General features: G+C 41.4%; 21 protein-coding genes. 11 read left to right on the top strand and 10 right to left on the bottom strand.

Annotated features, from left to right (window positions below):
- Positions 1–19: 19 nt before the first annotated feature.
- Both GR929_RS08495 and lysS read right to left on the bottom strand, forming a co-directional pair.
- Positions 20–1,015, bottom strand: a complete 996-nt coding sequence (locus GR929_RS08495) for an NAD(P)H-dependent glycerol-3-phosphate dehydrogenase (RefSeq protein ID WP_159518745.1) — start codon at positions 1,013–1,015, stop codon at positions 20–22.
- Positions 1,016–1,030: 15 nt separating this feature from the next.
- Positions 1,031–2,752 carry a lysine--tRNA ligase gene (gene lysS, locus GR929_RS08500; protein ID WP_159518747.1) on the bottom strand — a complete coding sequence of 574 codons (1,722 nt, stop codon included), beginning with the start codon at positions 2,750–2,752 and terminating at the stop codon, positions 1,031–1,033.
- A gap of 312 nt (positions 2,753–3,064) precedes the next feature.
- Between lysS and recJ the strand changes: the two genes are divergently transcribed.
- Both recJ and GR929_RS08510 read left to right on the top strand, forming a co-directional pair.
- Positions 3,065–4,786, top strand: a complete 1,722-nt coding sequence (recJ, locus tag GR929_RS08505; RefSeq protein WP_159518749.1) for a single-stranded-DNA-specific exonuclease RecJ — start codon at positions 3,065–3,067, stop codon at positions 4,784–4,786.
- Positions 4,787–4,812: 26 nt separating this feature from the next.
- The gene (locus GR929_RS08510) at positions 4,813–6,036 is read left to right on the top strand and encodes a uracil-xanthine permease family protein (protein ID WP_235934167.1); all 1,224 of its coding nucleotides are present in this window, start codon (positions 4,813–4,815) and stop codon (positions 6,034–6,036) included.
- Between the two features lie 44 nt (positions 6,037–6,080).
- Here GR929_RS08510 and GR929_RS08515 read toward each other — a convergent pair whose 3' ends face one another.
- The 6 genes from GR929_RS08515 to purE form a co-directional block, all read right to left on the bottom strand.
- Positions 6,081–6,560: a DUF4251 domain-containing protein gene (locus GR929_RS08515; RefSeq protein WP_159518751.1), complete on the bottom strand. Its 480-nt coding sequence runs from the start codon at positions 6,558–6,560 to the stop codon at positions 6,081–6,083.
- A 205-nt stretch (positions 6,561–6,765) separates the two neighbouring features.
- Positions 6,766–7,194 (bottom strand): energy transducer TonB, encoded by a 429-nt coding sequence (locus tag GR929_RS08520; protein WP_159518753.1) that lies wholly within the window; start codon positions 7,192–7,194, stop codon positions 6,766–6,768.
- Positions 7,195–7,564: 370 nt separating this feature from the next.
- Entirely contained in the window at positions 7,565–8,716 is a 1,152-nt protein-coding gene (locus GR929_RS08525; protein ID WP_235934188.1) for a 1-acyl-sn-glycerol-3-phosphate acyltransferase, read from the bottom strand.
- A gap of 47 nt (positions 8,717–8,763) precedes the next feature.
- Complete coding sequence (locus GR929_RS08530; protein WP_159518757.1) at positions 8,764–10,767, bottom strand: ComEA family DNA-binding protein; 2,004 nt, start codon at positions 10,765–10,767, stop codon at positions 8,764–8,766.
- A complete protein-coding gene (locus GR929_RS08535; RefSeq protein WP_159518759.1) occupies positions 10,764–11,579 on the bottom strand; it encodes a hypothetical protein in 816 nt (271 codons plus the stop codon). The genes GR929_RS08530 and GR929_RS08535 overlap by 4 nt, the downstream gene beginning before the upstream one ends.
- Positions 11,580–11,654: 75 nt before the next feature.
- Positions 11,655–12,170, bottom strand: a complete 516-nt coding sequence (gene purE / locus GR929_RS08540; RefSeq protein WP_449655404.1) for a 5-(carboxyamino)imidazole ribonucleotide mutase — start codon at positions 12,168–12,170, stop codon at positions 11,655–11,657.
- 99 nt (positions 12,171–12,269) lie between these two features.
- Here purE and hpt point away from each other — a divergent pair, with 99 nt between their 5' ends.
- The 5 genes from hpt (at position 12,270) to GR929_RS08565 (ending at position 16,989) form a co-directional block, all read left to right on the top strand.
- Positions 12,270–12,809 carry a hypoxanthine phosphoribosyltransferase gene (gene hpt / locus GR929_RS08545; protein ID WP_159518763.1) on the top strand — a complete coding sequence of 180 codons (540 nt, stop codon included), beginning with the start codon at positions 12,270–12,272 and terminating at the stop codon, positions 12,807–12,809.
- Positions 12,810–12,852: 43 nt separating this feature from the next.
- Positions 12,853–13,425 (top strand): adenylate kinase, encoded by a 573-nt coding sequence (locus tag GR929_RS08550; RefSeq protein WP_159518765.1) that lies wholly within the window; start codon positions 12,853–12,855, stop codon positions 13,423–13,425.
- Between the two features lie 84 nt (positions 13,426–13,509).
- Positions 13,510–14,502: a GTPase ObgE gene (gene obgE / locus GR929_RS08555; protein WP_159518767.1), complete on the top strand. Its 993-nt coding sequence runs from the start codon at positions 13,510–13,512 to the stop codon at positions 14,500–14,502.
- On the top strand, positions 14,502–15,188 hold the full coding sequence (locus tag GR929_RS08560) for a phosphatase PAP2 family protein (RefSeq protein WP_159518769.1): 687 nt from the start codon (positions 14,502–14,504) through the stop codon (positions 15,186–15,188). The genes obgE and GR929_RS08560 overlap by 1 nt, the downstream gene beginning before the upstream one ends.
- Positions 15,189–15,195: 7 nt before the next feature.
- Positions 15,196–16,989 carry a MutS-related protein gene (locus GR929_RS08565; protein ID WP_159518771.1) on the top strand — a complete coding sequence of 598 codons (1,794 nt, stop codon included), beginning with the start codon at positions 15,196–15,198 and terminating at the stop codon, positions 16,987–16,989.
- Positions 16,990–16,992: 3 nt separating this feature from the next.
- On the opposite strand, the gene thiL is transcribed toward GR929_RS08565, so the two are convergent.
- Positions 16,993–18,042, bottom strand: coding sequence for a thiamine-phosphate kinase (thiL, locus tag GR929_RS08570; RefSeq protein ID WP_159518773.1), 1,050 nt, complete (start codon positions 18,040–18,042; stop codon positions 16,993–16,995).
- A 147-nt stretch (positions 18,043–18,189) separates the two neighbouring features.
- Here thiL and sufB point away from each other — a divergent pair, with 147 nt between their 5' ends.
- The 4 genes from sufB to GR929_RS08590 all read left to right on the top strand — a co-directional run bounded on the left by sufB (position 18,190) and on the right by GR929_RS08590 (position 23,098).
- Positions 18,190–19,635 carry a Fe-S cluster assembly protein SufB gene (sufB, locus tag GR929_RS08575; RefSeq protein WP_159518775.1) on the top strand — a complete coding sequence of 482 codons (1,446 nt, stop codon included), beginning with the start codon at positions 18,190–18,192 and terminating at the stop codon, positions 19,633–19,635.
- A 76-nt stretch (positions 19,636–19,711) separates the two neighbouring features.
- A complete protein-coding gene (sufC, locus tag GR929_RS08580; protein ID WP_159518777.1) occupies positions 19,712–20,461 on the top strand; it encodes a Fe-S cluster assembly ATPase SufC in 750 nt (249 codons plus the stop codon).
- Positions 20,458–21,819 carry a Fe-S cluster assembly protein SufD gene (sufD, locus tag GR929_RS08585; RefSeq protein WP_159518779.1) on the top strand — a complete coding sequence of 454 codons (1,362 nt, stop codon included), beginning with the start codon at positions 20,458–20,460 and terminating at the stop codon, positions 21,817–21,819. Before sufC ends, sufD begins: the two co-directional genes overlap by 4 nt.
- Positions 21,820–21,877: 58 nt before the next feature.
- Positions 21,878–23,098 carry an aminotransferase class V-fold PLP-dependent enzyme gene (locus GR929_RS08590; RefSeq protein WP_159518781.1) on the top strand — a complete coding sequence of 407 codons (1,221 nt, stop codon included), beginning with the start codon at positions 21,878–21,880 and terminating at the stop codon, positions 23,096–23,098.
- Positions 23,099–23,118: 20 nt separating this feature from the next.
- Here GR929_RS08590 and GR929_RS08595 read toward each other — a convergent pair whose 3' ends face one another.
- Positions 23,119–25,185 (bottom strand): ArnT family glycosyltransferase, encoded by a 2,067-nt coding sequence (locus GR929_RS08595; protein WP_159518783.1) that lies wholly within the window; start codon positions 25,183–25,185, stop codon positions 23,119–23,121.
- Positions 25,186–25,194: the final 9 nt, after the last annotated feature.

Consider the following 25,194-nt stretch of genomic DNA (forward strand, 5'->3'; position numbering starts at 1 on the left):
AGACAATATTCTCCGCAGTTTATCTCAATTTTCCGGTCAATTCTCTGATCTCAATTGAGGGTGGAACATTTTCATAAAGGATATTGTACACCGCCTCACAAATAGGCATTTTCACCTTGAATTCCTCATTAATCTCATGAATTGACTTGGTAGCATAATAGCCTTCAGCCACCATGTGCATCTCAATCTGAGCGGTTCGGGTGGTGTATCCTTTTCCAATCATTGCACCAAACGTGCGATTTCTCGAAAACTGAGAATAAGCAGTTACCAGTAAATCGCCCAGATAGGCAGAGCTCTTAATATCGCGGGTTATCGGATGTACCTTATCGACAAAACGTTTAATTTCCTGAATGGCATTGGCTACAAGTACTGCCTGAAAATTGTCACCATAGCGCAAACCATGCACAATGCCCGAGGCAATGGCGATAATATTTTTTAATACCGATGCGTACTCTGTTCCAAAGATATCGTCGGAAACATGCGAACGGATATAAGGGCATTCTAATCTGGATGCAAAATCGCGAGCCCGCTTGATATCCGGACAGGCAATTGTCAGGTACGACAAACGTTCGAGTGCCACTTCCTCTGCATGACAGGGCCCGGCAATCACACCAATCCGGTCGTACGGAACTTTATAGCTTTCTTTTAAATAGGTTGCAATAATCTGGTTGGTTTCAGGAACAATTCCTTTAATGGCTGACACGATGAATTTATTACTGATATCGGCTGTCAGATCCTTAAGTGAATCATGTAAAAAAGCCGAAGGAATCGTTAACACCAACACATCTGAGTCTTCAATAATTTGATTGATGTCATTAAAGAAAACGATTTGATCAATATCAAATTCAACCCCTCTTAAATAGTTTGGATTGTGCCTATACCGTTTGAATTGCTCAATATTCTCACTACTTCGGAGATACCAATTAATGCTTTCAACATTGTTCAGTAATATTTTTGCCAAAGCTGTTGCCCAGCTTCCACCTCCGATAATCGCTATTTTGGGTTCTACATACATAATCAGTAGCTCCGGCTATGCCAGCCATTGCTTTACATCATCCATTGAAGGGTTTGTTAGCCCAAGTTTGTTTTTTTTATTGAAACCACAAAGGTCATTGAAAAATTTTCCTGGTTTCGCTTCTTTCAAAGCCTCCGTTTTTTGAAATCCAAGTTTGCGAACAACTTCAACCCATTCGGCAGGAATACCCATTTCTACGAACATTTCGTCCGTGTCAACGGCAGCTTTTTTCTCCGGTCTCATTTGTGGGAAGAATAATACATCCTGAATTGACATGTTATTGGTCATAAACATGGTCAGTCGGTCAATTCCAATTCCCATTCCCGATGTTGGAGGCATACCATATTCCAAGGCACGCAGGAAGTCCTGATCGATAAACATGGCCTCATCATCTCCTTTTTCCGAAAGCTTCATCTGATCTTCAAAACGCTCGCGCTGATCGATCGGATCATTCAACTCCGAGTAGGCATTGGCCAATTCTTTTCCATTTACCATCAACTCAAAACGCTCGGTCAGCTCCGGGTTGTCACGGTGCTTCTTGGTGAGTGGCGACATTTCAATCGGGTAGTCGATAATGAAGGTTGGCTGAATGTAATTGTGCTCACATTTTTCACCAAAAAGTTCATCAATCAATTTTCCCTTTCCCATGCTTGGGTCAGTTTCAATATCTAATGCTTTACAAATTTCACGAAGTTCGGCTTCCGATTTTCCGTCGATATCATGTCCTGTGTGCTCCAAAATAGCTTCTCGCATGGTCACGCGAGGATAAGGACGCTTAAAATCGATCATTTTATCGCCGACAGGAATCTCGGTTTTTCCATGAAGTGCCAAAGCCACACGCTCCACCATTTCTTCCGTAAAATCCATCATCCACTTATAATCTTTGTACGCGACATAGATTTCCATGGCTGTAAATTCCGGGTTATGAGTCCGGTCCATTCCTTCATTACGAAAGTCTTTGGCAAATTCATACACACCCTCAAAACCACCAACAATCAAACGCTTCAAGTAAAGCTCATTGGCAATTCGCAAATACAGCGGAATATTTAAACTATTGTGATGGGTAATAAACGGACGCGCAGCTGCACCTCCGGGAATGGCCTGCAAAATTGGTGTTTCCACCTCCAAATAACCGCACTCGTTAAACATCTCACGCATGGTGTTAATGATTTTTGTGCGCTTGATAAATGCATCTTTCACCTGTGGATTAACCACCAAATCGACATACCGCTGACGGTAACGTTGTTCCGGATCCGTAAATGCATCGTAGGTTTTTCCTTCTTTTTCCTTTACAATCGGAAGCGGACGAAGTGATTTCCCTAATACCGTAAACTCTTTAACATGAACGGATTTCTCTCCTACCTGTGTGGTAAACGCAAATCCTTTCACGCCAATGATGTCACCAATATCCAACAGCTTTTTGAAAACCTCATTGTACAAGGTTTTGTCATCCCCCGGACAAATTTCATCCCGGTTAAAATACATCTGAATACGACCTGAATCGTCCTGCAATTCAGCAAATGAAGCTTTCCCCATAATTCGGCGACTCATAATCCGCCCCGCTAATACAACCTCCTGATAATTCTCCTTCTCAGGGTCAAAATTGTCTTTTATCTCTTTTGCTTTCGTATTCACCGGATACTGCTCTGCCGGGTAGGGTTCAATTCCCAACTCGCGCAATCTGGCCAATGAATTTCTGCGGATCACCTCTTGCTCGCTAAGCTCTGCTATACTCATGGGTACTTTTCAGTTTGAAATATTTCTTAAAAAAATCAGGTGCAAATATAACAAAGAAATGCTGATTACATTCCAAAGTCCACCTCAAACTAAATATAACATAATCAACATTTTGAGACTATTACCTTACTATTGATAATTTTATAACGAGTCTAATGATTTGAATGGGTGAAATTTAGATTCGAATATCGCTTTATTGTTAACAGAATGTCAACGATATGGCGTGCTTTCGTTTTCCAGATCGCCAAGCATTGCTTATCTTTGACAAATTAAATTTGTGCACCCAAAACGAGGAAGAAGTAATCAGCAAGAATGGATAAAATCTGGAACATTAAAACTCAAGGCGATGCCAATGTTATCAAGCATTTATCTGCTGCCCTCAACGTAAATATGGTTATTGGAAACCTGTTAGCACAACGAGGAATTTCAACTTACGCCGAAGCAAAATCTTTTTTCCGACCACGCCTTTCCGATTTACATGATCCATTCCTGATGAAGGACATGGACAAAGCTGTTGAACGACTTGAACGCGCCATTGAAAACGAAGAAAAAGTATTGATTTATGGCGACTATGATGTTGACGGAACAACCTCGGTCGCTTTGATGTACCAGTTTTTACGCAGCCGGATTAAAAATCTGGACTATTATATTCCTGATCGTTACTCGGAAGGTTACGGTATCTCGCCAAGAAGCATTGACTTTGCAGAGGAAGAAAAGATTTCGCTTATTATTGTTTTGGATTGTGGAATTAAAGCGGTTGAAAAAATAAAAAATGCCAAAGATCGCGGTATTGACTTTATCATTTGCGATCATCACAACCCTGATGATGTCATTCCCGAGGCAGTTGCAGTGCTTGATGCCAAGCGCCCGGATTGCAACTATCCGTTCAAAGAGCTTTCCGGATGCGGAGTTGGCTTTAAACTGCTTCAGGCCTACACGCAAAAAAATGATGTCCCGATTGTTGAGCTCTACGATTTACTTGATCTTGTCGTTGTCAGTATTGCTTCCGATATTGTTCCGGTAGTTGGAGAAAACAGGGTTTTGGCCTATTACGGGCTTCGCAAGTTAAATTCGAACCCCAGCCTCGGATTGAAAACCATCATCCAAATGTCGGGTCTTGTGGGGCAAGACATTTCGGTGAGCGATATTGTTTTTAAAATTGGACCACGCCTGAATGCTTCAGGCCGAATTGAACACGGTAAAAAATCAGTGGCAATCATGGTGGTTACTGAAGAAGAAGAAGCCATCGAACTCGGCAATGAGATCAATTCGTACAACGAGATACGCAAAACATTGGATCGCGACATTACCCAGGAAGCACTGGATATGATTACCCACGATCCGAACCAAAACGAACGTAAAGCAACGGTGCTATACAACCGCGACTGGCACAAAGGAGTTGTTGGTATTGTGGCCAGCCGGTTGACTGAGCATTATTACCGTCCAACTGTCATCCTCACCGAGTCAAATGGCATGGCAACAGGTTCAGCACGCTCCGTAAAGAATTTTGATTTGTATGAAGCAATTGGTTCATGCAGCGACCTTTTGGAATCGTATGGCGGACACATGTATGCTGCCGGCTTAACCATGAAAATTGACAACATTCCGGCATTCACCCGTCGGTTTGAAGAAATCGTGGCCAATAGCATTACGAAGCAACAGCAAACGGAGACGATGGATGTGGATGCCAAAATTCAACTTTCAGAAATCACACCTAAGTTTTACCGTATTCTGAAACAGTTTGCTCCGTTTGGACCTCACAATATGGATCCGGTTTTTGTAACCGAAAATGTGCTCGACAGTGGCACCAGCCGCTGTGTTGGCCGTCAGCTGGAACACCTTAAGCTTGATCTGGTTGAACCAACAGGAAACTCATCTGTATTCCCGGCCATCGCTTTTAACCAGGCTGATCATTACGATGCCATCAGCCAAGGTTTACCTTTTGACATTTGTTATTCGATTGCCGAGAATGTTTTTAGAGGTAAAACAAATATCCAGCTTTATATCCGCGACATTTCCGCAAAACTATATTAACACTCGCTAACTAAATTTCAAATTAAATGACTAAGCTGAAAATGAATGAAAACCAGAACCAATTTACAGGACGTAATATGGTTTTGGGCGTGCAATTTTTGTTTGTAGCCTTCGGAGCAACTGTCCTTGTTCCGCTTCTTGTTGGTATCGATCCTGCCGTGGCTCTATTCACTGCCGGAATTGGAACGCTAATTTTTCACCTGATAACAAAAGGAATGGTTCCCGTATTTCTGGGCAGTAGCTTTGCTTTTATTGCTCCAATTATTGAAGCCACTAGACTTTATGGCTTACCGGGAGCACTATCCGGCATCGTTGCAGTTGGTATTGTTTATACAGTCGTTTCGGCGCTCGTAAAATGGCGGGGTATAAAACTCATCGAGCGCCTGTTCCCTGCTACAGTAGTTGGTCCGGTAATCATGATTATTGGTTTGTCACTGGCAGGAACCGCGATTGACATGGCCAAGACACATTGGCCCATTGCTGTCATCAGCCTGGCTACTGCTGTTATTGTGGTCGTATTCACCAAAGGGTTAATCAAACTGATTCCTATTTTCATTGGCATCGTCGTTGGGTACATTGCCGGTCTGGTGTTTGGCGTTATCGACTTCACCCCAATAAAAGAAGCTGCCTGGCTTCAGCTTCCCGGATTTATCGTGCCTGAATTTAACTGGAATGCTATTTTATATATGATTCCGGTAGCAGTAGCCCCTATTATTGAACACGTAGGCGACATGTACGCAATTGGTGGCGTGGCTGAGAAAAATTTTATTGAAAAGCCCGGTTTACACCGCACCTTACTAGGCGATGGTATTGCCACCGGACTTGCAGGTATGGTTGGAGGCGTTCCAAATACAACCTACTCTGAAGTTACAGGAGCCATTGCCCTAACAAAAGTAACCAACCCATTCATCCTGCGAATTGCTGCAATTACTGCGATCGTTTTTTCATTGATCGGAAAGGTCAGTGGTATTCTGAAAACCATCCCTCAAGCGGTATTGGGAGGAATCATGCTTTTGCTTTTTGGATTAATTGCCTCTGTCGGTATTAAAACACTGATCGATTCAAAAACCGATCTTTCACAAATTCGAAATCAGGTGGTTGTGTCTATCGTTCTGACTATCGGAATTGGAGGTGCAGTTATTTCCTGGGGTAATTTTTCACTCGCAGGAATTGGGCTGGCAGCTGTGGTTGGAATTTTACTGAATCTGATTTTACCGGGAGAATCAAAAAAAGTTAATGTAGAAGGTTAAGAATAAAATCATACAACCAAAAAGGCAGGAAAACCTGCCTTTTTTTATTCGTCTAACGGCTCAATAATGCCGTAATAACTCACCGACTGCCTCCGGTTGGAAAGAATACTCATGGAAGCATAACCACTGTCGCCAGCATGGATATCAATCTTATAACTGTCCTTTGCGGTGTCTACTTCAATTCGGATTTCATAAGAGTCTTTTTTGTCGTTCCTCTCAACTTCCAAAACCTTAGCAACCTCTTTAAACTTGATACCTCCTTCAGTACTGCCATAATCCGATTGATAAGCCCGCCCATAAAAAGGCAACCAGGATTCAACCTGCATACTATCTACGGAAAAATCGTAAGTTGAAGTTAAATTGATCGTTCCTCCACTCATTGGTGTCACCGAGCGAGCAGTAAATTTAAATTGCCTGCTTTCGATTAATGCTTTGATATTTTCTTTTTTATCTGTCTCTTTCTGCGCCATGGAAAAACCTGAAAACACTAGAAGCAACAGAATTACACTTGTCATTTTTTTCATCACTCTAAATCATTTAATGCGATTATAAACCGATCAAAATAAATGCCATAGTCCTCAAATAAACAATCGTTAACATTTTAAATTACGAAACAGCAGGTAAAAAAGTTAACCTGTGTAAGCTTGATAAAAGAAACAACGGACTTAAATTAAATCTGGAGAGTTAAGAAAACGTTGACACGTGTCGGCAATCAGAAACGAAAGGAATTTATTTTTTAGGAGGCAATTGAATCGTATACTGGTATGAAGTACCTGAAGCCGATTTTTGTTCTTGGTCTGATTTTACTGAGTAATTGTACGAGACCCCTTGGGGCTTGTGTTCATCGAGACGAAAATTTATCCTGAGCTTTTTCCATGCTTTTAATCGTACTCCACGATTCTTCACCTTACCGTAGTGCATCATTTTCACCAAACGGACAGCTTCCTCGTCGCAACCAAAGCCAATGCCATTATCTACCTTTACCTGCAACACTTCACCTTCGTCATTAATTTCGGCTTGTAAATAAACCGTTCCCTGGATATTATTTTCCAATGCTCTCTTGGGATAAACCAAATGCTCTTTGATAAAAGCTTTGAATGACTCATTTCCTCCCGGATATTCGGGTCGATGTAAAAATTTCCTGTCGGATTTTTTCATCTGTTTATAATTGTTTATTATTTCGCAACACATGGAACTCGCTTTAAATAATCATGCTTCTGTGTATGAATATTTTACATACTCGTTTCATTCCAGGTTTTGGTAAACGACAAACGAAGTTCCACAAATTGCAGGTTAATTGCAACTATCAACCGTTCTTCTTTGACTCCCGAATGAAAGAGCAATCCTCGGCGGTAAAAAATGGAAGTATGTGGTATCTAAAACCCCTTATTTCGATTTGAAAATTTCAATCCCGGTAAATATTCAAAAATGAAACAACCATCAAGCAATTCATCAACGTTGTCAATAAATCAAGACATACAAATTGATAACGGACATTTGAGAATAAAATCTATTGCTTTATGCAGAATTAAGCATTAGCCTTTTTACTGACTGCATTTTCAGCATTCAACAACGGATTAGCATACATTTTAACAAACAACTCCTGCTGACGCTTCGGATCTCCTTCTCCAATTGTATCGACTAAATCCTGAAGTAATTCTGAAAACTTATCACGCGTTGCCTCTTCAATTTTGTCGGCATGTTCGTCTTTACCGTTCATTAAATCGGCTGCTAAGTAATTATTTGGCCAAAGTTTGTAGTTTTTGTAGATCCGCTCATCAATATAATCAGCTAGTTGCTGAACGCTCTCGTTGGCTGTTTCAGCTTTTGCAAACTCTTCCAACGGCGCATCAATTGGCTTACCAAACGAAAAGTGAACCCTTCCTTTCGGACGAGTCAATCCAAAAGCCATGCTCTTCAAATCATCGGCCTGCGTCTTCTCAAAGCCCTCACTTTCGCGTTTATAAATCTCTTCAACCTTTGAGATTCCGCAAGGTTCACGCTCATATGAAATAGAAAGGGGCACAATTTGCAGTTCATGAAAACCTTCAACAAAGTCCTTATCGTTGCTTAAGTTCAACATTTTAAGCAACGCTTGTTGCGTTTGGTCATTTCCGTCTTTTGTCCTTCCTTCGCGCTGAGCAATCCAAACCGATCGGTTTCTGTTGGTAATGGCTTCACGAATATAGGTAGAAAGCTTTTTCGAGGCCATCAGCAATTCTCGGGCAGGCAAATTTCGTTTAACAACAAAAGCCCGGTTTAACTTTACCGCATGAACAATCCAATCGTAAATCAATAAGTTGTTGCCGATTGCAATTTCGGTCGTATTCATTCCAGCCTTTACAATGGTATAATTTAAAAGCGCTGCATCCAAAATAATATCGCGATGATTAGAAATGAACAAATAACTTTTCGATTTATCCAACTGATCCAAACCACTCCAGGTTACGCCACAAGTTGTTTTTTTAATAATCCAATCAGTAACCAACGAAAGCATAAAAGTCAACTGCAACTCCTCTACGGTCTGGATTTTCGACAACATTGCTTTTGCCTGAGCACGTTGGTTTTCATCCTGAAAAATAAATTGAAGTACCTCTTGAAAAATATCGTCTTTCAGCAATACGTTAATGTAGTGATTAACTTCATGGTCTTCATAAGGTCGAATATCGTCATAGTTCATTTTCACCCCAATCCTTTAAGCATTTGCCGCAAAGATATAAAATCAACTCAAAACTTGAATCTTAACTGAAATTTAACTTCAGTCTTTTTGCCACCATCGATCTGGCTATAACCACTACCCAGCTTGTCAACCCCAAGAAACCAGCTTCTTGCAACTTTCATCCAAACGTCAATCTTTTCACATATTTTAACTTTTCCATTTGCATAGATTCGTATTCCTTCGCCATAAAAGGCGGGAACAGAAAACTGGTAAAGTAGATCATTTTCAAAAGCATAAACCCTCGAATCATAGTCGTCAGTATGAAAATAAGCCAGCCTCAACCACCATGCCTGCGAATTGCTTTTACTATGAAAACCGACATCCTGAAAAACCATCCAACCAAATGATTTTTGCTCGTGGCGATACCAAATACACTCCCACCTGCTTTTTGAGATAAACTGTCCCCAAAGAGCACCTTCAATCTGAATCCTAACCTTTTCCCGGGATTGTTCCACATTTAACTTTGTGAAATCGCCATTCGCTTTTACCGGCTTTTTCTCTAGAAAATAACGGGAGTACACCTTCCAGTCCTGATTAACCTTATAATCTAACTGAAGCAAATACTCCTGTCCCTTTCCGGGCGCAACAGTTGTATATTTTATCCAGTTATATTGAAAAAAATCAGCGTACATGCGAAGACTGACTCCCGCAATGGGTTGAACCACTGCTCCAAAATAAACACCTTGTTCGTCATTCACTTTGCTTCCTTCGGTGAAAGCCCCTGCCAACGGGGCATTGTAGTTTTTACCAATATTTCGGTACAAAACGGATAGTGCGATCTGATCCGCCGGATTAGCCTGCACCCCCTGAATAAATGCCGTTCCTCTTGTACTGGACCAGGCTGTTTCTCCAAAAAAGAAATAGCGATTCAGTCCATACTTGTAGCTCAATCCGAGATTACTTACCTGTCTTCCGTCAAACAAAAAAAGGTTGTAGTCAGCCAATTTTCGTTGCAATGGAAGCTCATAACGAAAATGAACTCCGGTCAATCCTACGGATAGTTTATCAAAAGAAAAACTCAGGTTTGTTCCGGCAGTAAAGCCCGTGACTGAGTTTTTATCGTCAATTTCGTTTTTGCTCCGGTGCAAACCCGAAGTTTGAAAAGAAGTAAAAACAGCGGCCCCATCAACGCTGTCTTTATTTGCATCAAACCGCTTATAAGAAACAAATGAACTCCATTGGAGTTTCCCTAAATACAGACTTGTTGCCGCGCCGCGCAAAAAGTTATTCTCATCGGTTGATGAATAGCTTTTTATCCCCTGATTGAATTTTGCCACGCCTCCCACCTCGGCAGACTTTGAAAGTGAAAAACCTTGCCAAGCTGTTAATCCTTGTCCAAACCGAACCAGATAATCGCCTACATAAAGTTGATGCTTTCCGTCCTGAAAATCGAAATTCAGATAGCCGCTGTAGTAATCAAACCCTACGGGATTCGCTTCACTAAAAAAAGACTCGCCGGCGTCCTTCTCCGCAGTTAATCCAGCATGTAAACCGGTTCCAGAATACCGATACCGAAAGTATAACTTCTCTGGAGAGCCCACGTATTTTCGCGGTTCTTTATATCCCTTTTGCTTTTCCAAAAGCCGAATTGCTCTTAGCATCACTTCCTGTCGTGGACGAAATCGGAAAGGCTTTTCATTCGACTCTCCAAACGACACAAAGGCCTGCAACACCTGAATTAAATCCGGGTCAAATCCATCAATGCTGTTCAATTCGAATGAAGAGTAAATCTCACCATATTTCTTACGATAATCCAACAAATTGGCGATTTGCAGTCCCGATAAGAAATAGAGTCTCTCGAAATCTTCACGTGTAGCTTGATTAATGTTGAACGGCTGTTCCCTGATCAATTGTAATTCTTCAGTCAACTGTTCAACATCGGCGTTTTCATCCTCCGCAACAACCGCCTCTATCATGCTTTCCAATTCAGCTTGAAATTCATAGTCGGCAACCTGCCCCAAAGCGAAAGTCTGGACAACTGAAAAGGCGATATAAAGAATCAGTCTTTTCATGGTAATTGGTAATAAATTGAAAATGATGGCGTATATCCCAAAAACTGGTGATAACTAAAGGTTAAGTCGGTTTGAAAGTGCTGTAGAGAATAACCGATCCCCATCGCGAATTGGCGTTGACGGCTGTCAGCCCCCAAGCGTAACTGAATTTGATCTTTCAGCTGGATCTCCATTCCGGCACAAAACCCGACAGCCTGCTTTTCCCATTGCTTCATCTCGATAGCAAAAAGCACCGTCTTCTCAAAAAGTTTGTGCACCCCTACTCGCCAAATCAAAGGGAAATCATAATCCATAGACAGGTGATGAATACTCACTTCCGACGGATTGAAGAGCTGAGCGCCAAGCCAAAAATCTTCTGCTAGCTGAAATTGAATACCCAGATCGACAAGCAAGACTCCGGCTCGCTGATCATTTTCTGCCAGAGATAGCTGGTGGTAGTGAAACTGAGCCCCTCCAAGTAAGCGTTCAGCCAATCGTTTGGACACCGCGGCAGACCACTTGTTTTCCCGATAAGCGTGGTAGCCAAACTGAGAAAATGAAAATCCGAAGTTGGTCTTTACTATTGGAATTACAAGAAAAGCAGAGGCTGTTTGAAGCTCGTCCAATAAAAAGCGGCTTTCGTAGTTTAAACCGACCGATGTTAATCTTATCAACGCAACTCCCGCAGGATTGGACCACACAGCAAGCGGTGATTGCAAGCTTACACTGGCATTGCCTACTGCTTTAAATCTCGCCGGTGTATGAAAGACTTCCTGCCCTTCGGCGTAAACACACAACAATATAAAAATAACAAAAACGACTTTTTTAATCATAACAAAAGGGTGTAACAGGTACACCCTTAAGCACAAAAGCAACGTTAAGTTACAACATTTTAGCTTAACAAAAAACTAATTTGTTTTGAATTTAAACTTTACCTCTGATAAATCTTTATTGGCCTTTACAATTTTGTCTTTTAACTCCTCTTTAAAATTCTCCAATTTGCCCATCAGTTCTTTGTCGCCCAGCGACATCATCTGAACAGCTAAAATTCCGGCATTGCGGGCTCCGTTTATGGCCACCGTAGCAACAGGAATTCCGGGAGGCATTTGCAAAATGGCTAACATCGAGTCCCAGCCATCCAAACTCGCTTTTATGGGGACACCTATAACCGGCAGTGTTGTCATTGCTGCAATTACTCCAGGCAAGTGGGCAGCCATTCCTGCTCCTGCAATAATCACTTGAATTCCCCGCTCCTTTGCACCCTTTGCAAAACGCTCCACTTCTTCCGGGGTGCGGTGCGCCGACAAGGCGTTAATTTCAAAAGGAATTTCAAACTCGTCTAAAATTTTTGCGGCACCTTCCATCACACTCAAATCAGAAGTGCTTCCCATTATGATACTTACTTTCGCTTCCATCTTTTCAATTAATTTTTGTTTCTTTGTAACTTTTTAAAATCAGAGCTAAAATAATCGAAAATAAACAGATTAAAAACTCTTCTTTCCAATAACAAAAAAATCGGGGCAATGGGTAACATTAAAATATTAGATAAAGAGTTCGAATTATTTATCCCTTACGAGAAAATTCGTTCGGTAATTGAAAAAATGGCTGATAAAATGAATGAAGAGCTGGAAGGAAAAAACCCACTGTTCCTCTGCATTTTAAACGGATCGTTTATGTTTGCAGCCGAAATTTTTAAACGAATTACCTTACTCGATGCTGAGATTTCTTTCGTGAAACTCGCTTCATACTCCGGAACTCAATCAACCGGAAAAATAAAAGAATTAATTGGCTTGAATGAAAGTCTGGAAGGAAGAACGGTTGTTATTTTAGAAGATATTGTGGATTCGGGGATAACAATTGACAATACGATTAAACAGCTTCAGGATCACAAGCCGGCAGAGGTTCAAGTTGCCACTCTGCTACTAAAGCCCGATGCACTTGTAAAAGAAGTAAAGCTGGACTACATCGGCCTCGAAATCCCAAACGATTTTATTGTTGGATATGGGCTGGATTACGACGGACGTGGTCGCAATCTGATCGATATTTTCAAAGCAGTAGAATAGTTGAAGAAGGATACTCACAAAAACCAAAATAGATATTACCAACATGTTAAATTTAGTTTTATTCGGTCCCCCGGGTGCAGGAAAAGGAACCCAGGCCGAGTTTTTAATTGAAAGTTTCGGGCTTATTCATTTGTCAACCGGCGATATATTACGCAATGAAATTGCCGCACAAACGGAGCTTGGCCTTCAAGCCAAACAATTTATGGATAAAGGAGAGCTTGTAACCGATGAGGTTGTAATTGGGATGATCAAAAATAAACTGACAGCCAATTCGGAAGCTAAAGGTTTTATTTTCGACGGATTTCCAAGAACGGTAGCGCAAGCAAATGCACTGGATGAAATGCTTGACGAAAATAAAACTCCGATTTCTGCCATGCTATGCCTGGAGGTTGAGAAACAGGAGTTGATTAACCGACTGCTGAACCGAGGCAAAACATCCGGACGTTCCGACGACCAGGACGAATCGATTATTGAAAACCGAATTTCAGTTTACCACGAAAAAACAGCCCCCATCAAAGATTATTATGCCGCACAAAACAAGCATTTTGATATTGACGGAATGGGATCTGTTGAAGAAATTGCAGCGCGCCTGAAAGAGACCGTAAAAGCACTTTAAAAGAAACAACACAACTTATAAGACGAATGTATTATAATACGTTCGTCTTTTTTTGTTTATTTTGCACTGTAACAAAATGATACCATGGCTGAAAATAACTTTGTTGATTACGTAAAAATATTCTGTCGCTCTGGAAATGGTGGCTCAGGATCAACTCACCTGCGAAGAGAGAAATTTGTTCCTAAAGGTGGCCCTGACGGTGGTGACGGAGGACGTGGCGGCCATGTGATTGTAAGAGGCAATGCTCAAATGTGGACTCTGCTTCACATGAGGTACAAAAGACACATTTTTGCCGGACACGGTGCATCTGGCGGAGGACACGGCAGTTTTGGTGCTGATGGCGAGGATATTACGATTGATGTTCCGTTAGGAACCGTTGCAAAAGATGGAGAAACCGGTGAATTTCTTTTTGAGATTACGAAAGATGGCGAAACCCAATACCTGGCAAAAGGTGGCCGAGGTGGCTTGGGAAACACCCACTTTAAATCGTCAACGAACCAAACACCACGCTATGCTCAACCGGGCGAAGACGGCACTGAAGGCTGGAAGATTTTGGAGCTTAAAATTTTAGCTGACGTTGGACTAGTTGGGTTTCCGAGTGCCGGAAAATCAACACTCCTCTCGGTTGTTTCGGCGGCCAAACCTAAAATTGCTGACTATCCGTTTACCACGCTTGTTCCAAATCTGGGGATCGTTTCATACCGCGACCAGCAATCGTTTGTTATGGCCGACATTCCCGGAATTATTGAAGGAGCGCATGAAGGAAAAGGCCTGGGACTACGATTCCTTCGGCACATCGAGCGAAATTCCATGCTTTTATTTATGGTTCCGGCCGATAGCAAAGACCACCGGAACGAATATGGTGTTCTATTAAATGAACTTGAAAAGTACAACCCTGAGTTACTGGACAAAGAACGTTATCTGGTAATCAGTAAATCAGATTTTCTGGATGAAGAACTGAAACAGGAAATCAGTTCCGAATTGAAAGATATTCCGCATCACTTTATTTCTTCGGTAGCCAATCAGGGAATTATAGAGCTGAAAGATAAAATCTGGCAAATTTTGAATCCTTCGTAATGGCATTTATCGAATCCATAAAACAACTTGATCAATCCATATTCTTCTTTTTCAATGGAATGCACAATTCGTTTTGGGATATTGTCATGTCACTGCTGACCAAAACCGGAACCTGGGCTATTTTTTATCTTACGCTGATTATTTTCATTGTTCGCAAGTACAAAATGAAGGCACTTGTAATCCTCATATTACTTGCACTCACAATTGTCATTAGCGATCAGGTCTCCGTTTTTTTTAAGGAAACAGTTCAGCGGTTTCGCCCTACTCACGAACCTGCTATCCAGGATTTGGTGCACTATGTACACAGCAGAGGCGGCTTATTTGGTTTTTTCTCATCGCACGCCACCAACTCGTTTGCAGTTGCTGTTTTTACGGCCCGGCTGTTCAAAAATACTCGTTACCAGTTTTTAATCTACTTTTGGGCTATTCTGGTGAGTTATACCCGCATCTATCTTGGAGTTCATTATCCTTTCGACATCCTCACAGGAATGTTGGTTGGCGTTTTAATCGGCCATTTTATCTACAAGTTGCTCGTTATTGTCGAAAATCGGTTTTTACTGCTTAAACTCCCCAAACTGGAACACGCCGGTCTCACCAACGAGGAAAGCTATATCATCATGCTGGTCTTTTCTATTTTCATTACCACGATATTATTGTCGGCAAGCCAGCTGGTCCGACTTCAATAAATAAAACATGAACCAAGACCTTTTTCAGGAATACGAGAAATTTTTGACCTACGACCAGCAAAAGCTGGCAACTCTAAAAAAGCAAATCAGACAATTGGCGCTCTTTCGCTTTTTAGCATTTGTTGGAATTATTCTATCCCTAATTTACTTACCTAAAGTTTCAGGTTGGATCGCCTACCCGCTCGCAACAGCTGGCACCATACTATTTTTCTACTGGATTAAAGCTTTTCTGAAAAAGGAAAAAGGAAAAAAGCTCTTCTCCAATCTGGTGGATATCAACCAAAAAGAATTACTGGCTCTGGGTGAAGAATATAGTCAGTTCGAAAATGGAAAAGAATTTATCGATCCGCATCACCATTTTACTTTTGATTTGGACATTTTTGGCCCGGGATCATTGTTTCAATTTATTAACCGGACAGTTACTCAGTTGGGGAAAAAGAAACTGGCAGCATTTTTAAGTCAACCGGAAAAAGACATTACAACTCTGCAAGAAAGGCAAGCGGCTCTGGTCGACTTGGCGAAACACACAAGATGGCGCCAGTTTTTTGCTGCCAAAGGGCATAGCCACGACGAAGAAGACTTTATCCTGCTGCAAAAAATCACTCAAAACGCAACCATTCAGAACCCGAAAACGATCAAACGTTTGCTCATAATTCTTCCGATACTTTCGTTGGTTTCGTTCTTGGTTTGTCAATTCACCACCATTCCATGGGCACTGTTTATTTTATCATTAATCATTAATGGCGGCGTATTGGTTTATTATCGAAAAACAATACAGTCATTTTACAAGCTATTTGGCAGTCAGTCTAAGTTATTGGCCAGATATCAGGAATTGTTAATTCTTATCGAAGACAAAGAGTTCAGTTCAGCCAGATTGAAAGAGTTACAAAACAAGCTATCCTGCGAAAATAAAAAAGCGAGCACTCTAATCGACAAGCTTCAGCGCATAATGGCTCGATTCGACTATCGCCAGGATATTATAGTGGGGCTTGCATTAAACGCTATTTTAATTTGGGATTTACGCTGCAGTTATCAGCTTTACCAATGGCAAACGCACTATAAAAATTCAATCAACCTTTGGTTTGATGTGATTGCAGAATTTGATGCTTTATCAAGCCTTGCCAACTTAAATCACAATCATCCGGAGTGGACGATTCCCAAGTTTGAAGATGGCGAGTTTCATGTTACAGCCAACGATCTGAAACATCCGCTGATCAAGTCGGCAAAATGCATTGGTAATGATTTTCGGCAAAACGGTTTGGGGCAAATTGCGATAATCACCGGAGCAAACATGGCCGGGAAAAGCACGTTCCTGCGCACCATCGGTGTTAACATGATTCTTGCAATGAACGGCTGCCGGGTTAATGCCAGCTGGCTGAGCTTAAAACCCATTCAGCTTTTCACCAACATGCGAACGACCGATAACCTGCAAAACGATGAATCATACTTTTTCGCCGAACTACAGCGGCTGAAAGCCATTTTGGATGAAATCAAGTCGGGACAGGAAGTTTTTGTTATTATTGATGAAATGCTGAAAGGAACCAATTCCGAGGACAAACTTTCCGGCTCCATCAAATTAATTGAGCAACTCATTAGTTTAAATGCTGTTGGCATTGTTGCAACACACGACCTTAAATTAACTTCGTTAGCAGAGACGTACTCAAAAAACGTCAGCAATAAGTGCTTCGAAATCCAACTGAATGACGACGAATTAATTTTTGACTACAAACTAACCGATGGAGTTACGTCAACCATGAATGCCAACTTCCTGATGAAAAAGATGGGAATTATTCCAAACTAAGCATTATTTCTCTTCTTCTCCAATCGGATTCCATCCTTGCGCTTGCAGTGGAATCTCGGCACCGGCTCCTGTTATCAGGTTCGTGCCCGAGCTTTCTTCAACAATATGCCCAATAATGGTAATGTCTGGATCATTTTTAATCCGATCGTGATCAGTTAGTGGAATCGTAAAAAGGAGTTCGTAATCTTCACCACCATTCAACGCCGAAACCAATGGATTGATACTCAACTCATCGGCAAACTTCCGGGTTTGATAATCCAACGGAATTTTCTCCTCATAAACACTACATCCAACTTTTGATGCTTTGCAAATATGAATCAGCTCCGAAGACAGACCATCTGAAATATCAATCATAGCAGTCGGTTTTACACCGATATTCTTCAGCGCACGAATCACGTCGCCACGAGCTTCAGGTTTCAACTGGCGTTGCAAAATATAGTCGTAGCCTTCGAGCTTGGGTTGCTCTTTCGGATTCACTTTAAACACCTCATTTTCGCGTTCCAGCAATTGCAGTCCCATGTAGGCACCACCCAAGTCACCCGATACACAAACCAGGTCGTTTAATTGAGCTCCGTTCCGGTAAATCAAATCCTCCTCTTTGGCAACACCAATCGCCGTTACACTAATGGTAAGTCCGGTTAAAGAGCTGGTTGTATCGCCACCAACCAAGTCAACTTTATATTGCTCACAGGCCAAGTGAATTCCGGCATAAAGTTCATCCACTGCTTCAACCGAAAATTTATTGGAAATAGCAACCGAAACCGTAATTTGGGTGGGCGTAGCATTCATCGCAAAAACGTCAGACAAATTCACAACCACCGCTTTGTATCCTAAATGCCTCAAAGGCACATACATCAAATTAAAATGAATGCCTTCGGTTAGCAGGTCGGTCGTTACAACAGTATGTTGGTTTTCAAAGTGAAGAACAGCAGCATCATCACCAACTCCTTTCATCGTGCTTGGTTGCCGAAGCTGAATATTCTTCGTTAACCGTTCAATTAAACCAAATTCTCCTAATGTCGACAATGCTGTTTGTGTGCTTGTATTATCCATGTTTTAAATATCAGACCTTTGAGTGTGTATATACTGCTTTCAACTGCAAAAATAGCTTTACTTGCTTATCTTTGCAATTAATTTAAACAGTCTATTTTATCGTTTGTTAATACAAGCGTACAATTAGAACGAACTAAATAGAGGGATATGGAAGAACAAGATAAGATTTTACACGAGGTAACCTCGCAAGAATATAAATTTGGATTCGTCTCGGATTTTGAGTCGGACTCCATTCCTAAAGGACTGAGCGAAGATGTAATACGACTAATTTCGGCCAAGAAAAACGAACCGGAATTCATGTTGAATTTTCGGTTGGATGCTTATCGAAAATGGTTGGAAATGCCAATGCCCGACTGGGCATATTTAAAAGTTCCGCCAATCGATTTTCAGGAGATCATTTACTATTCAGCTCCAAAGAAAAAACCACAGTATGAAAGTTTGGATGAAGTAGATCCTGATTTGTTAGAGACATTTAGCAAACTGGGTATTCCTTTGGAAGAGCAAAAAGTGTTGGCCGGAGTTGCCGTTGATGCTGTAATCGACAGTGTTTCAGTAAAAACAACATTTAAGGAAACATTGGCTGAAAAGGGAGTCATCTTCTGTTCATTCAGTGAAGCAGTGTTGGAACACCCTGACCTGGTTAAGAAATATCTGGGAATGTCAGTTCCTACATCAGATAATTTCTTCGCGGCATTAAACTCAGCGGTTTTCTCTGATGGGTCATTCTGCTACATACCAAAAGGAGTTCGCTGTCCGATGGAGCTTTCAACTTATTTCCGTATCAATGCTGCCGGGACCGGACAGTTTGAGCGTACTTTGATCATTGCTGAAGACGACAGTTATGTGAGCTATCTGGAAGGATGTACAGCACCAATGCGCGATGAGAACCAGCTTCATGCAGCAGTAGTTGAAATTATTGCACTCGACAGAGCCGAAGTAAAATACTCAACCGTACAAAACTGGTATCCGGGAAATAAAGAAGGGAAAGGCGGAGTTTACAACTTTGTAACCAAACGTGGCATTTGCCGTGGTGAGTCTTCAAAAATTAGCTGGACTCAAGTCGAAACCGGTTCAGCAATCACCTGGAAATATCCAAGTTGCATTTTGATGGGCGATAATTCGGTTGGCGAGTTTAACTCGGTTGCGTTAACCAACAACCATCAGCAAGCCGACACCGGGACTAAAATGGTACACATTGGAAAAAACACCAAGAGTACCATCATCTCTAAAGGTATTTCAGCCGGGGTTAGCGACAACTCTTATCGTGGTTTGGTAAAAGTATTGCCCGGTGCTATCAATTCGCGAAATTTTAGCCAGTGCGACTCCTTGCTTTTAGGTTCAACTTGTGGTGCACACACTTTTCCCTACATCGAAGTGGGTAATAAGTCATCCATTGTTGAGCACGAAGCAACCACCTCAAAAATTGGTGAAGATCAAATTTTCTATTGCAACCAGCGAGGCATTTCAACCGAAGATGCCATTGGAATGATTGTGAATGGATATGCAAAAGAGGTGCTGAATAAATTGCCAATGGAGTTTGCTGTTGAAGCACAAAAACTACTAGCTATCAGCCTTGAGGGAAGTGTTGGATAATCTTGAATATTAATATAAAATTTTGAGTTTGTTCCGACAAGGAGCGCAAAACTCAGAACTCGAAACTACAGAAAATATGCTTACAATAAAGAATTTAAGAGTTGCTGTTGAAGGGAAAGAAATCCTGAAGGGAATCAACCTTGAAATTAAAGCTGGCGAAGTACATGCCATTATGGGACCCAACGGTTCCGGGAAAAGTACGCTCGGCAATGTGCTGGCCGGAAAAGAAGAGTACGAAGTTTTAGACGGAGAAGTGATATACGAAGGCGAAGACTTGTTGGAACGCTCGGCTGAAGACCGTGCCCGGATGGGATTGTTCTTAGGTTTTCAATATCCTGTTGAAATTCCGGGAGTACCAATGGTCAACTTCATAAAAACATCGGTTAACGAACACCGCAAGTACAAGGGATTAGAGCCCTTAACAGCAGGTGAGTTTTTGAAGCTGATGCGTGAAAAGAAAGAACTGGTACATCTTGATTCTCAGCTGACGAACCGCTCGGTAAACGAAGGATTCTCGGGTGGAGAGAAAAAGAAAAATGAAATTTTCCAAATGGCGATGCTGGAACCCAAATTAGCGATTTTGGACGAGACCGATTCTGGTTTGGATATTGATGCCTTGAAAGTTGTTTCTGACGGTGTTAATGCCTTGAAAGATCCAAGTCGGTCAACCATTGTTATCACCCACTATCAGCGTTTGCTCGACTACATTGTACCCGACTTTGTTCATGTATTGTACCAAGGGAGAATTGTAAAATCAGCCGGAAAAGAACTGGCGTTGGAATTGGAAGAAAAAGGATACGATTGGCTTAAAACAGAAAATGTATGACATTGACCGCAAAAAAGATAGCGCTTAGCGAAAAATATACGGAGCTGTTTTATGCAAACCAAAGTAAGTTGGATGAAGATTCATCGAACTTGTTTAACCGCATGCGTGAAATTGCTTTCAAGCGTTTTGAAAAAGCCGGAATTCCCGGATTCAAAAACGAAAACTACAAATACACCAACCTCGAACGAGTATTTGGCAAAAATTATCGACATGTTTTCGAATACGAGAAAGTTGATGTTGATCTGAATGAAGCATTTCGTTGCGACGTTCCTCAACTGGACACGCATGTTGTGCTTTTAGTAAACGGATGGTATTACGCTAAAAATCAACCTCTGGAAAACTTACCCAAAGGCGTGGTGGTTGGCAGCATCAAACAAATTGCCAACGAAAAACCCGAATTGGTAGAAAGCTACCTAAACCGTCAGGCTGGTTTGTCTGACGACCCGATGGTAGCCTTAAACACCGCTTTTGCACAGGATGGCTTTTTCATGTATGTGCCCGATCATGTTGTTTTCGAAAGACCGGTTCAGGTCATTAACATTATGCGATCTGAAGATCCTGTTTTCACAACGCAGCGAAATTTGATTGTTGCCGGGAAAAATAGTCAGACCAAAGTCGTATTCTGTGATCACACCATGAGCGATTGTGAGTTTTTGGCCAACAATGTTACAGAAGTATTTGTAGGGGATGATGCAGTTGTTGATGTTTACACCATTCAGAACCAAAACAATAAAGCAAACTCGGTCAACTCATCGTTTTTCAAACAAGGAGCAAATTCAAACTTGTTAACAAGTGTTGCAACCCTGCATGGAGGTTTGATCCGCAATAACCTGAAAGTTGAATTTGCAGGAGAACATGCAGAAGCCAACGTTTATGGCATCTCGTTTACCGATAAAAAACAGCATGTTGACAATTACACCAACATTGAGCATGCTCAGCCAAATTGCTTGAGTAATCAGGTGTATAAAAATGTGTTAGATGAAGATTCTGTTGGAGCTTTCACCGGACGGATTCATGTGGTTCGCGATGCGCAAAAGACCAATGCGTTTCAGCGAAATAATAATGTGTTGCTAACCGACTCGGCTCAAATGAACACGAAACCTCAGCTGATTATTGATGCTGATGATGTGAAATGTAGCCACGGTGCCACTATCGGACAAATTGATGAAGATGCTTTGTTTTACCTGCGCGCCCGGGGAATCGGTGAAGACGATGCCCGAATGATGTTGATGAACGCCTTTGCACACGAAGTGGTGCAAAAGATCCGCATCGAACCACTTCGCGATCGTATTGACGAACTGGTTGAAAAGCGACTCAAAGGAGAATTGGCGAAATGCCACTCTTGTGATAAGAATTAATTCGAAATATTTTTAAGCGGGAGTTTTTTACTCCCGCTTCTTTTTTAACTGATATACCATGACACTCGATATTGCCAACATACGAAAAGATTTTCCTATACTCGACCAAAAAGTTTACAATAAACCTTTGATTTATTTCGACAGCGCAGCTTCCTCGCAGAAGCCGTTGTGTGTCCTTAAAAAAGAGGAACAGCTGCATGTCGAGTATTATGGCAATATCCATCGGGGAGCTCATTACTTAGCCGACCAGGCAACAAACGATTACGAAGCTGTTCGTGACTTGGTCAAAGATTTTATTCATGCCAAGTCAAGAGAACAAATCATTTTCACCAAGGGAACTACGGAAAGCATTAACCTGGTTGCCTTTTCGTATGGCGAGGCTTTTGTTGCCAAAGGCGACGAGATTATTGTTACAGAAATGGAGCATCATGCCAATATTGTTCCGTGGCAAATGATGGCTGAACGAAAAGGAGCTAAGATTGTAAAACTCCCCTTTGCTGATGACGGCCGGCTGGAGATTGAACTGCTGGATCAGCTGATCACTGAAAAAACCAAGCTGATAGCAGTTGCTCATGTGTCAAACACACTGGGTACGATCAATCCGGTAAAAGAGATCATTAGTAAAGCTCATGCAAAGGGAGTAAAAGTGTTGGTTGATGGCGCACAGGCCATGTCTCACCTTAAAGTTGATGTGCAGGAGTTAGATGCTGATTTCTATGTTTTCTCGGCACACAAAATCTATGGTCCGAACGGTGTTGGCATAATGTATGGAAAAAAAGAATTACTCAGTCAAATGCCGCCCTACCAAGGTGGTGGGGAAATGATTTCGCAGGTGACCTTTGAAAAAACAACCTATAATGAACTTCCTTATAAGTTTGAGGCCGGGACTCCACACATTACCGGAGTAATTGCCTTTGGAGAGGCCATCCGGTATTTGCAAAACCTCAATATTGAAGAGGTGGCCACCTATGAACATCAACTGCTGGACTATGCCACAGGCAAGTTGCTCGAAATTCCGGGCATGCAGATTTATGGTACGCAAAAAGAAAAGTCGGGCGCAATCACCTTCAATATTGAAGGCATCCATCCTTTCGACTTGGGAACCATGCTGGACAAAATGGGCATTGCCGTGCGCACCGGACGACTGTGTGCTGATCCGGTGATGGACCACTACCAGCAACCGGCCATGATTCGAATCTCCTTCGCCGTTTACAATACACTGGAGGAAATTGATCAGTTTATTGATGCCTTGAAGAAGTTGGTGGCGATGTTGGGGTAGCGCAAAACAACAACTGGAGTTTAGTCCGATAAAACCATCAATTTAACGGTGAAGTCATCCAGATACATTTCAGCTTGCTCTGGATTGAAAATATAAATCTTCAGCACCGAACCTGGCTTTATTTTATCCAAATCAATTTGCTCGTTGATGTAGACAGGCATCCAATTCCCAAATGACTTCATTTGATTTTTGAACGAAATTCCCTTCCAAAGAGCATGTTCGTCTTCACGCTCTGCCGAAATAACAAAAGATGGATCAGCATCATCAATCAGATTTATGTAGAAAGTTGATTCGATGATCAGTTGATGCAAATTTTCTAAATTTAAACTATCCAGCTCAATGGTTATCGTTGAAGAATATCCGTCTACCCGGGAAGAAAAACTGCCCGAATAAACATACTGTTCATCCTTTTGAAAACCTGACCAAACAGAATTAGCTGACTCAAAATTGTTAGTAGACTGGAAGACCACATCAGGCTCTCTGAATTCTTCAATTCGGAAAAGCTGGATGTTTAAAACTGAATCGTCAAAAACGACTTCCCCCGCTTGCTTTTCTTGCGCATAGAACGGCAAATTTTGTTTTGTCAAATTACTCAGATAGCTGGTGTACCAATTCTTCAACACAAAAACAGGAACTCCGGGAATGGTATCTGTTGGTTCAAATTCAGAATAAGTATAAAACTTACAAACTGAATCGTCTTGAAACCCATCAAGATATTTAGCCACATTTTTCTGTACCTGATCTGTAATGACGATACAAGGTTCTGTTCTGGATAAAAGTTGCTCCTTTATGATTCGTTCTTGTTTCCTGAAATTGATCTTCCGGGCATACGCAATCATTTTTATTGGCCCTATCAATAAGACCAGAAGAAACAAACATGTAAATCCAACTACCTTCCATTTAGACTTATTAAACACGAACCAAATCAGCAAAGCGGTGAGTAGTAGAAGGTAGACTGTCCAACTTGTTTCATACTTCATCAAAATAGAAATGGCGAAAACGACCAAGGTGATCAGGATTAATCGTAAAGGTGCTTTCTCCTTCAGAAACAGTTCTTTCATTGCCAATGCTGCAGCAATGGCGGCAATTGGAACAATAAATAAATAGTGACGCGGATCGAGACACATCGGTGAGTAACTTGTTACCGAAATACTCATAAAGTTGGAAGACAACAGTAAAACAATTGCCGAACCAATAAAAAAAGAAGTCTCATCATTCAGCAGAAAAAACCTTCTACGAAATGTTCTTCCTGGCAAGGCAAGCAGCAACATGAATGGAACAATCATGGCGTGTTTAATCAACAACAGCACAAACTCGTACGAAATTCGCTTTAAAGTGAACAGGAAAGGTTGCTCTGAGTAACTGCACAAATTGAGGTAACTGTTTTGATAAATGGACTGAAACCGAACAAAAGCCTGCCCGGCATTAACCTGCCAAAAAGCCAGATATGAGCCAAGCAGCGACGCAAAAAACAGGGCAAAATAAGCCCAAAACTTGAGGTTCTTTTTTGCAATCAAGTCAGCAACCAAATAATACCCCAGCAACGGGAAAAGTAAAATAATAGTTCCTTTGGTATTAAAGCCCAAAAACAAACTAAATGCAGCTGCAAAAGCATACCAGCCAATGGAGAGATTGCTTCTTCTATACTTAAATTGAAAAATAAAAAAGACTGTCAGTAAAGCAAAAAACGCTACAAATGAGTCAGGCATCAATTTATCCGAATAAAACAATGTCCACGAACTCAAACTAAAAAGTGCCAGCCCAATCGTAATAATTGCGGGTTTCTCCTTCTTTAAAATGAAGAATATAAGCAGCGAACTAACAATTGTTACCAATAATGCGGGAAGTGCTGACGCAAAATCATTAATCCCAAAAAGCTGATAGGACAAACTCGTTAGTCCGATTAAAGTAATTCGAAATGAAAAATGATCTTCAGCGTTAAAAATGCCATTTGTCAAATCGTTGGCCAGCTTCGCGTAATGTAAATCATCGTATCCGAAATGGCCTAGGTAACCCCAAGAATGGTGTAGAATCAGAACTCCCACGAATCCAAGTAATATCAGCAATTTTATAGTTTGATCTTTCACTCTCCTTTA

It is taken from the genome of Sunxiuqinia indica, from assembly GCF_009847015.1.
GTDB lineage: Bacteria > Bacteroidota > Bacteroidia > Bacteroidales > Prolixibacteraceae > Sunxiuqinia > Sunxiuqinia indica.

What these genes read in the sequence shown, in the direction of transcription:
- GR929_RS08495 (WP_159518745.1), bottom strand. Translation starts at nt 1,015, where the DNA reads ATGTATGTAGAACCCAAAATAGCGATTATCGGAGGTGGAAGCTGGGCA.
- lysS (WP_159518747.1), bottom strand. Translation starts at nt 2,752, where the DNA reads ATGAGTATAGCAGAGCTTAGCGAGCAAGAGGTGATCCGCAGAAATTCA.
- recJ (WP_159518749.1), top strand. Translation starts at nt 3,065, where the DNA reads ATGGATAAAATCTGGAACATTAAAACTCAAGGCGATGCCAATGTTATC.
- GR929_RS08510 (WP_235934167.1), top strand. Translation starts at nt 4,813, where the DNA reads ATGACTAAGCTGAAAATGAATGAAAACCAGAACCAATTTACAGGACGT.
- GR929_RS08515 (WP_159518751.1), bottom strand. Translation starts at nt 6,560, where the DNA reads ATGAAAAAAATGACAAGTGTAATTCTGTTGCTTCTAGTGTTTTCAGGT.
- GR929_RS08520 (WP_159518753.1), bottom strand. Translation starts at nt 7,194, where the DNA reads ATGAAAAAATCCGACAGGAAATTTTTACATCGACCCGAATATCCGGGA.
- GR929_RS08525 (WP_235934188.1), bottom strand. Translation starts at nt 8,716, where the DNA reads ATGAACTATGACGATATTCGACCTTATGAAGACCATGAAGTTAATCAC.
- GR929_RS08530 (WP_159518757.1), bottom strand. Translation starts at nt 10,767, where the DNA reads ATGAAAAGACTGATTCTTTATATCGCCTTTTCAGTTGTCCAGACTTTC.
- GR929_RS08535 (WP_159518759.1), bottom strand. Translation starts at nt 11,579, where the DNA reads ATGATTAAAAAAGTCGTTTTTGTTATTTTTATATTGTTGTGTGTTTAC.
- hpt (WP_159518763.1), top strand. Translation starts at nt 12,270, where the DNA reads ATGGGTAACATTAAAATATTAGATAAAGAGTTCGAATTATTTATCCCT.
- GR929_RS08550 (WP_159518765.1), top strand. Translation starts at nt 12,853, where the DNA reads ATGTTAAATTTAGTTTTATTCGGTCCCCCGGGTGCAGGAAAAGGAACC.
- obgE (WP_159518767.1), top strand. Translation starts at nt 13,510, where the DNA reads ATGGCTGAAAATAACTTTGTTGATTACGTAAAAATATTCTGTCGCTCT.
- GR929_RS08560 (WP_159518769.1), top strand. Translation starts at nt 14,502, where the DNA reads ATGGCATTTATCGAATCCATAAAACAACTTGATCAATCCATATTCTTC.
- GR929_RS08565 (WP_159518771.1), top strand. Translation starts at nt 15,196, where the DNA reads ATGAACCAAGACCTTTTTCAGGAATACGAGAAATTTTTGACCTACGAC.
- thiL (WP_159518773.1), bottom strand. Translation starts at nt 18,042, where the DNA reads ATGGATAATACAAGCACACAAACAGCATTGTCGACATTAGGAGAATTT.
- sufB (WP_159518775.1), top strand. Translation starts at nt 18,190, where the DNA reads ATGGAAGAACAAGATAAGATTTTACACGAGGTAACCTCGCAAGAATAT.
- sufC (WP_159518777.1), top strand. Translation starts at nt 19,712, where the DNA reads ATGCTTACAATAAAGAATTTAAGAGTTGCTGTTGAAGGGAAAGAAATC.
- sufD (WP_159518779.1), top strand. Translation starts at nt 20,458, where the DNA reads ATGACATTGACCGCAAAAAAGATAGCGCTTAGCGAAAAATATACGGAG.
- GR929_RS08590 (WP_159518781.1), top strand. Translation starts at nt 21,878, where the DNA reads ATGACACTCGATATTGCCAACATACGAAAAGATTTTCCTATACTCGAC.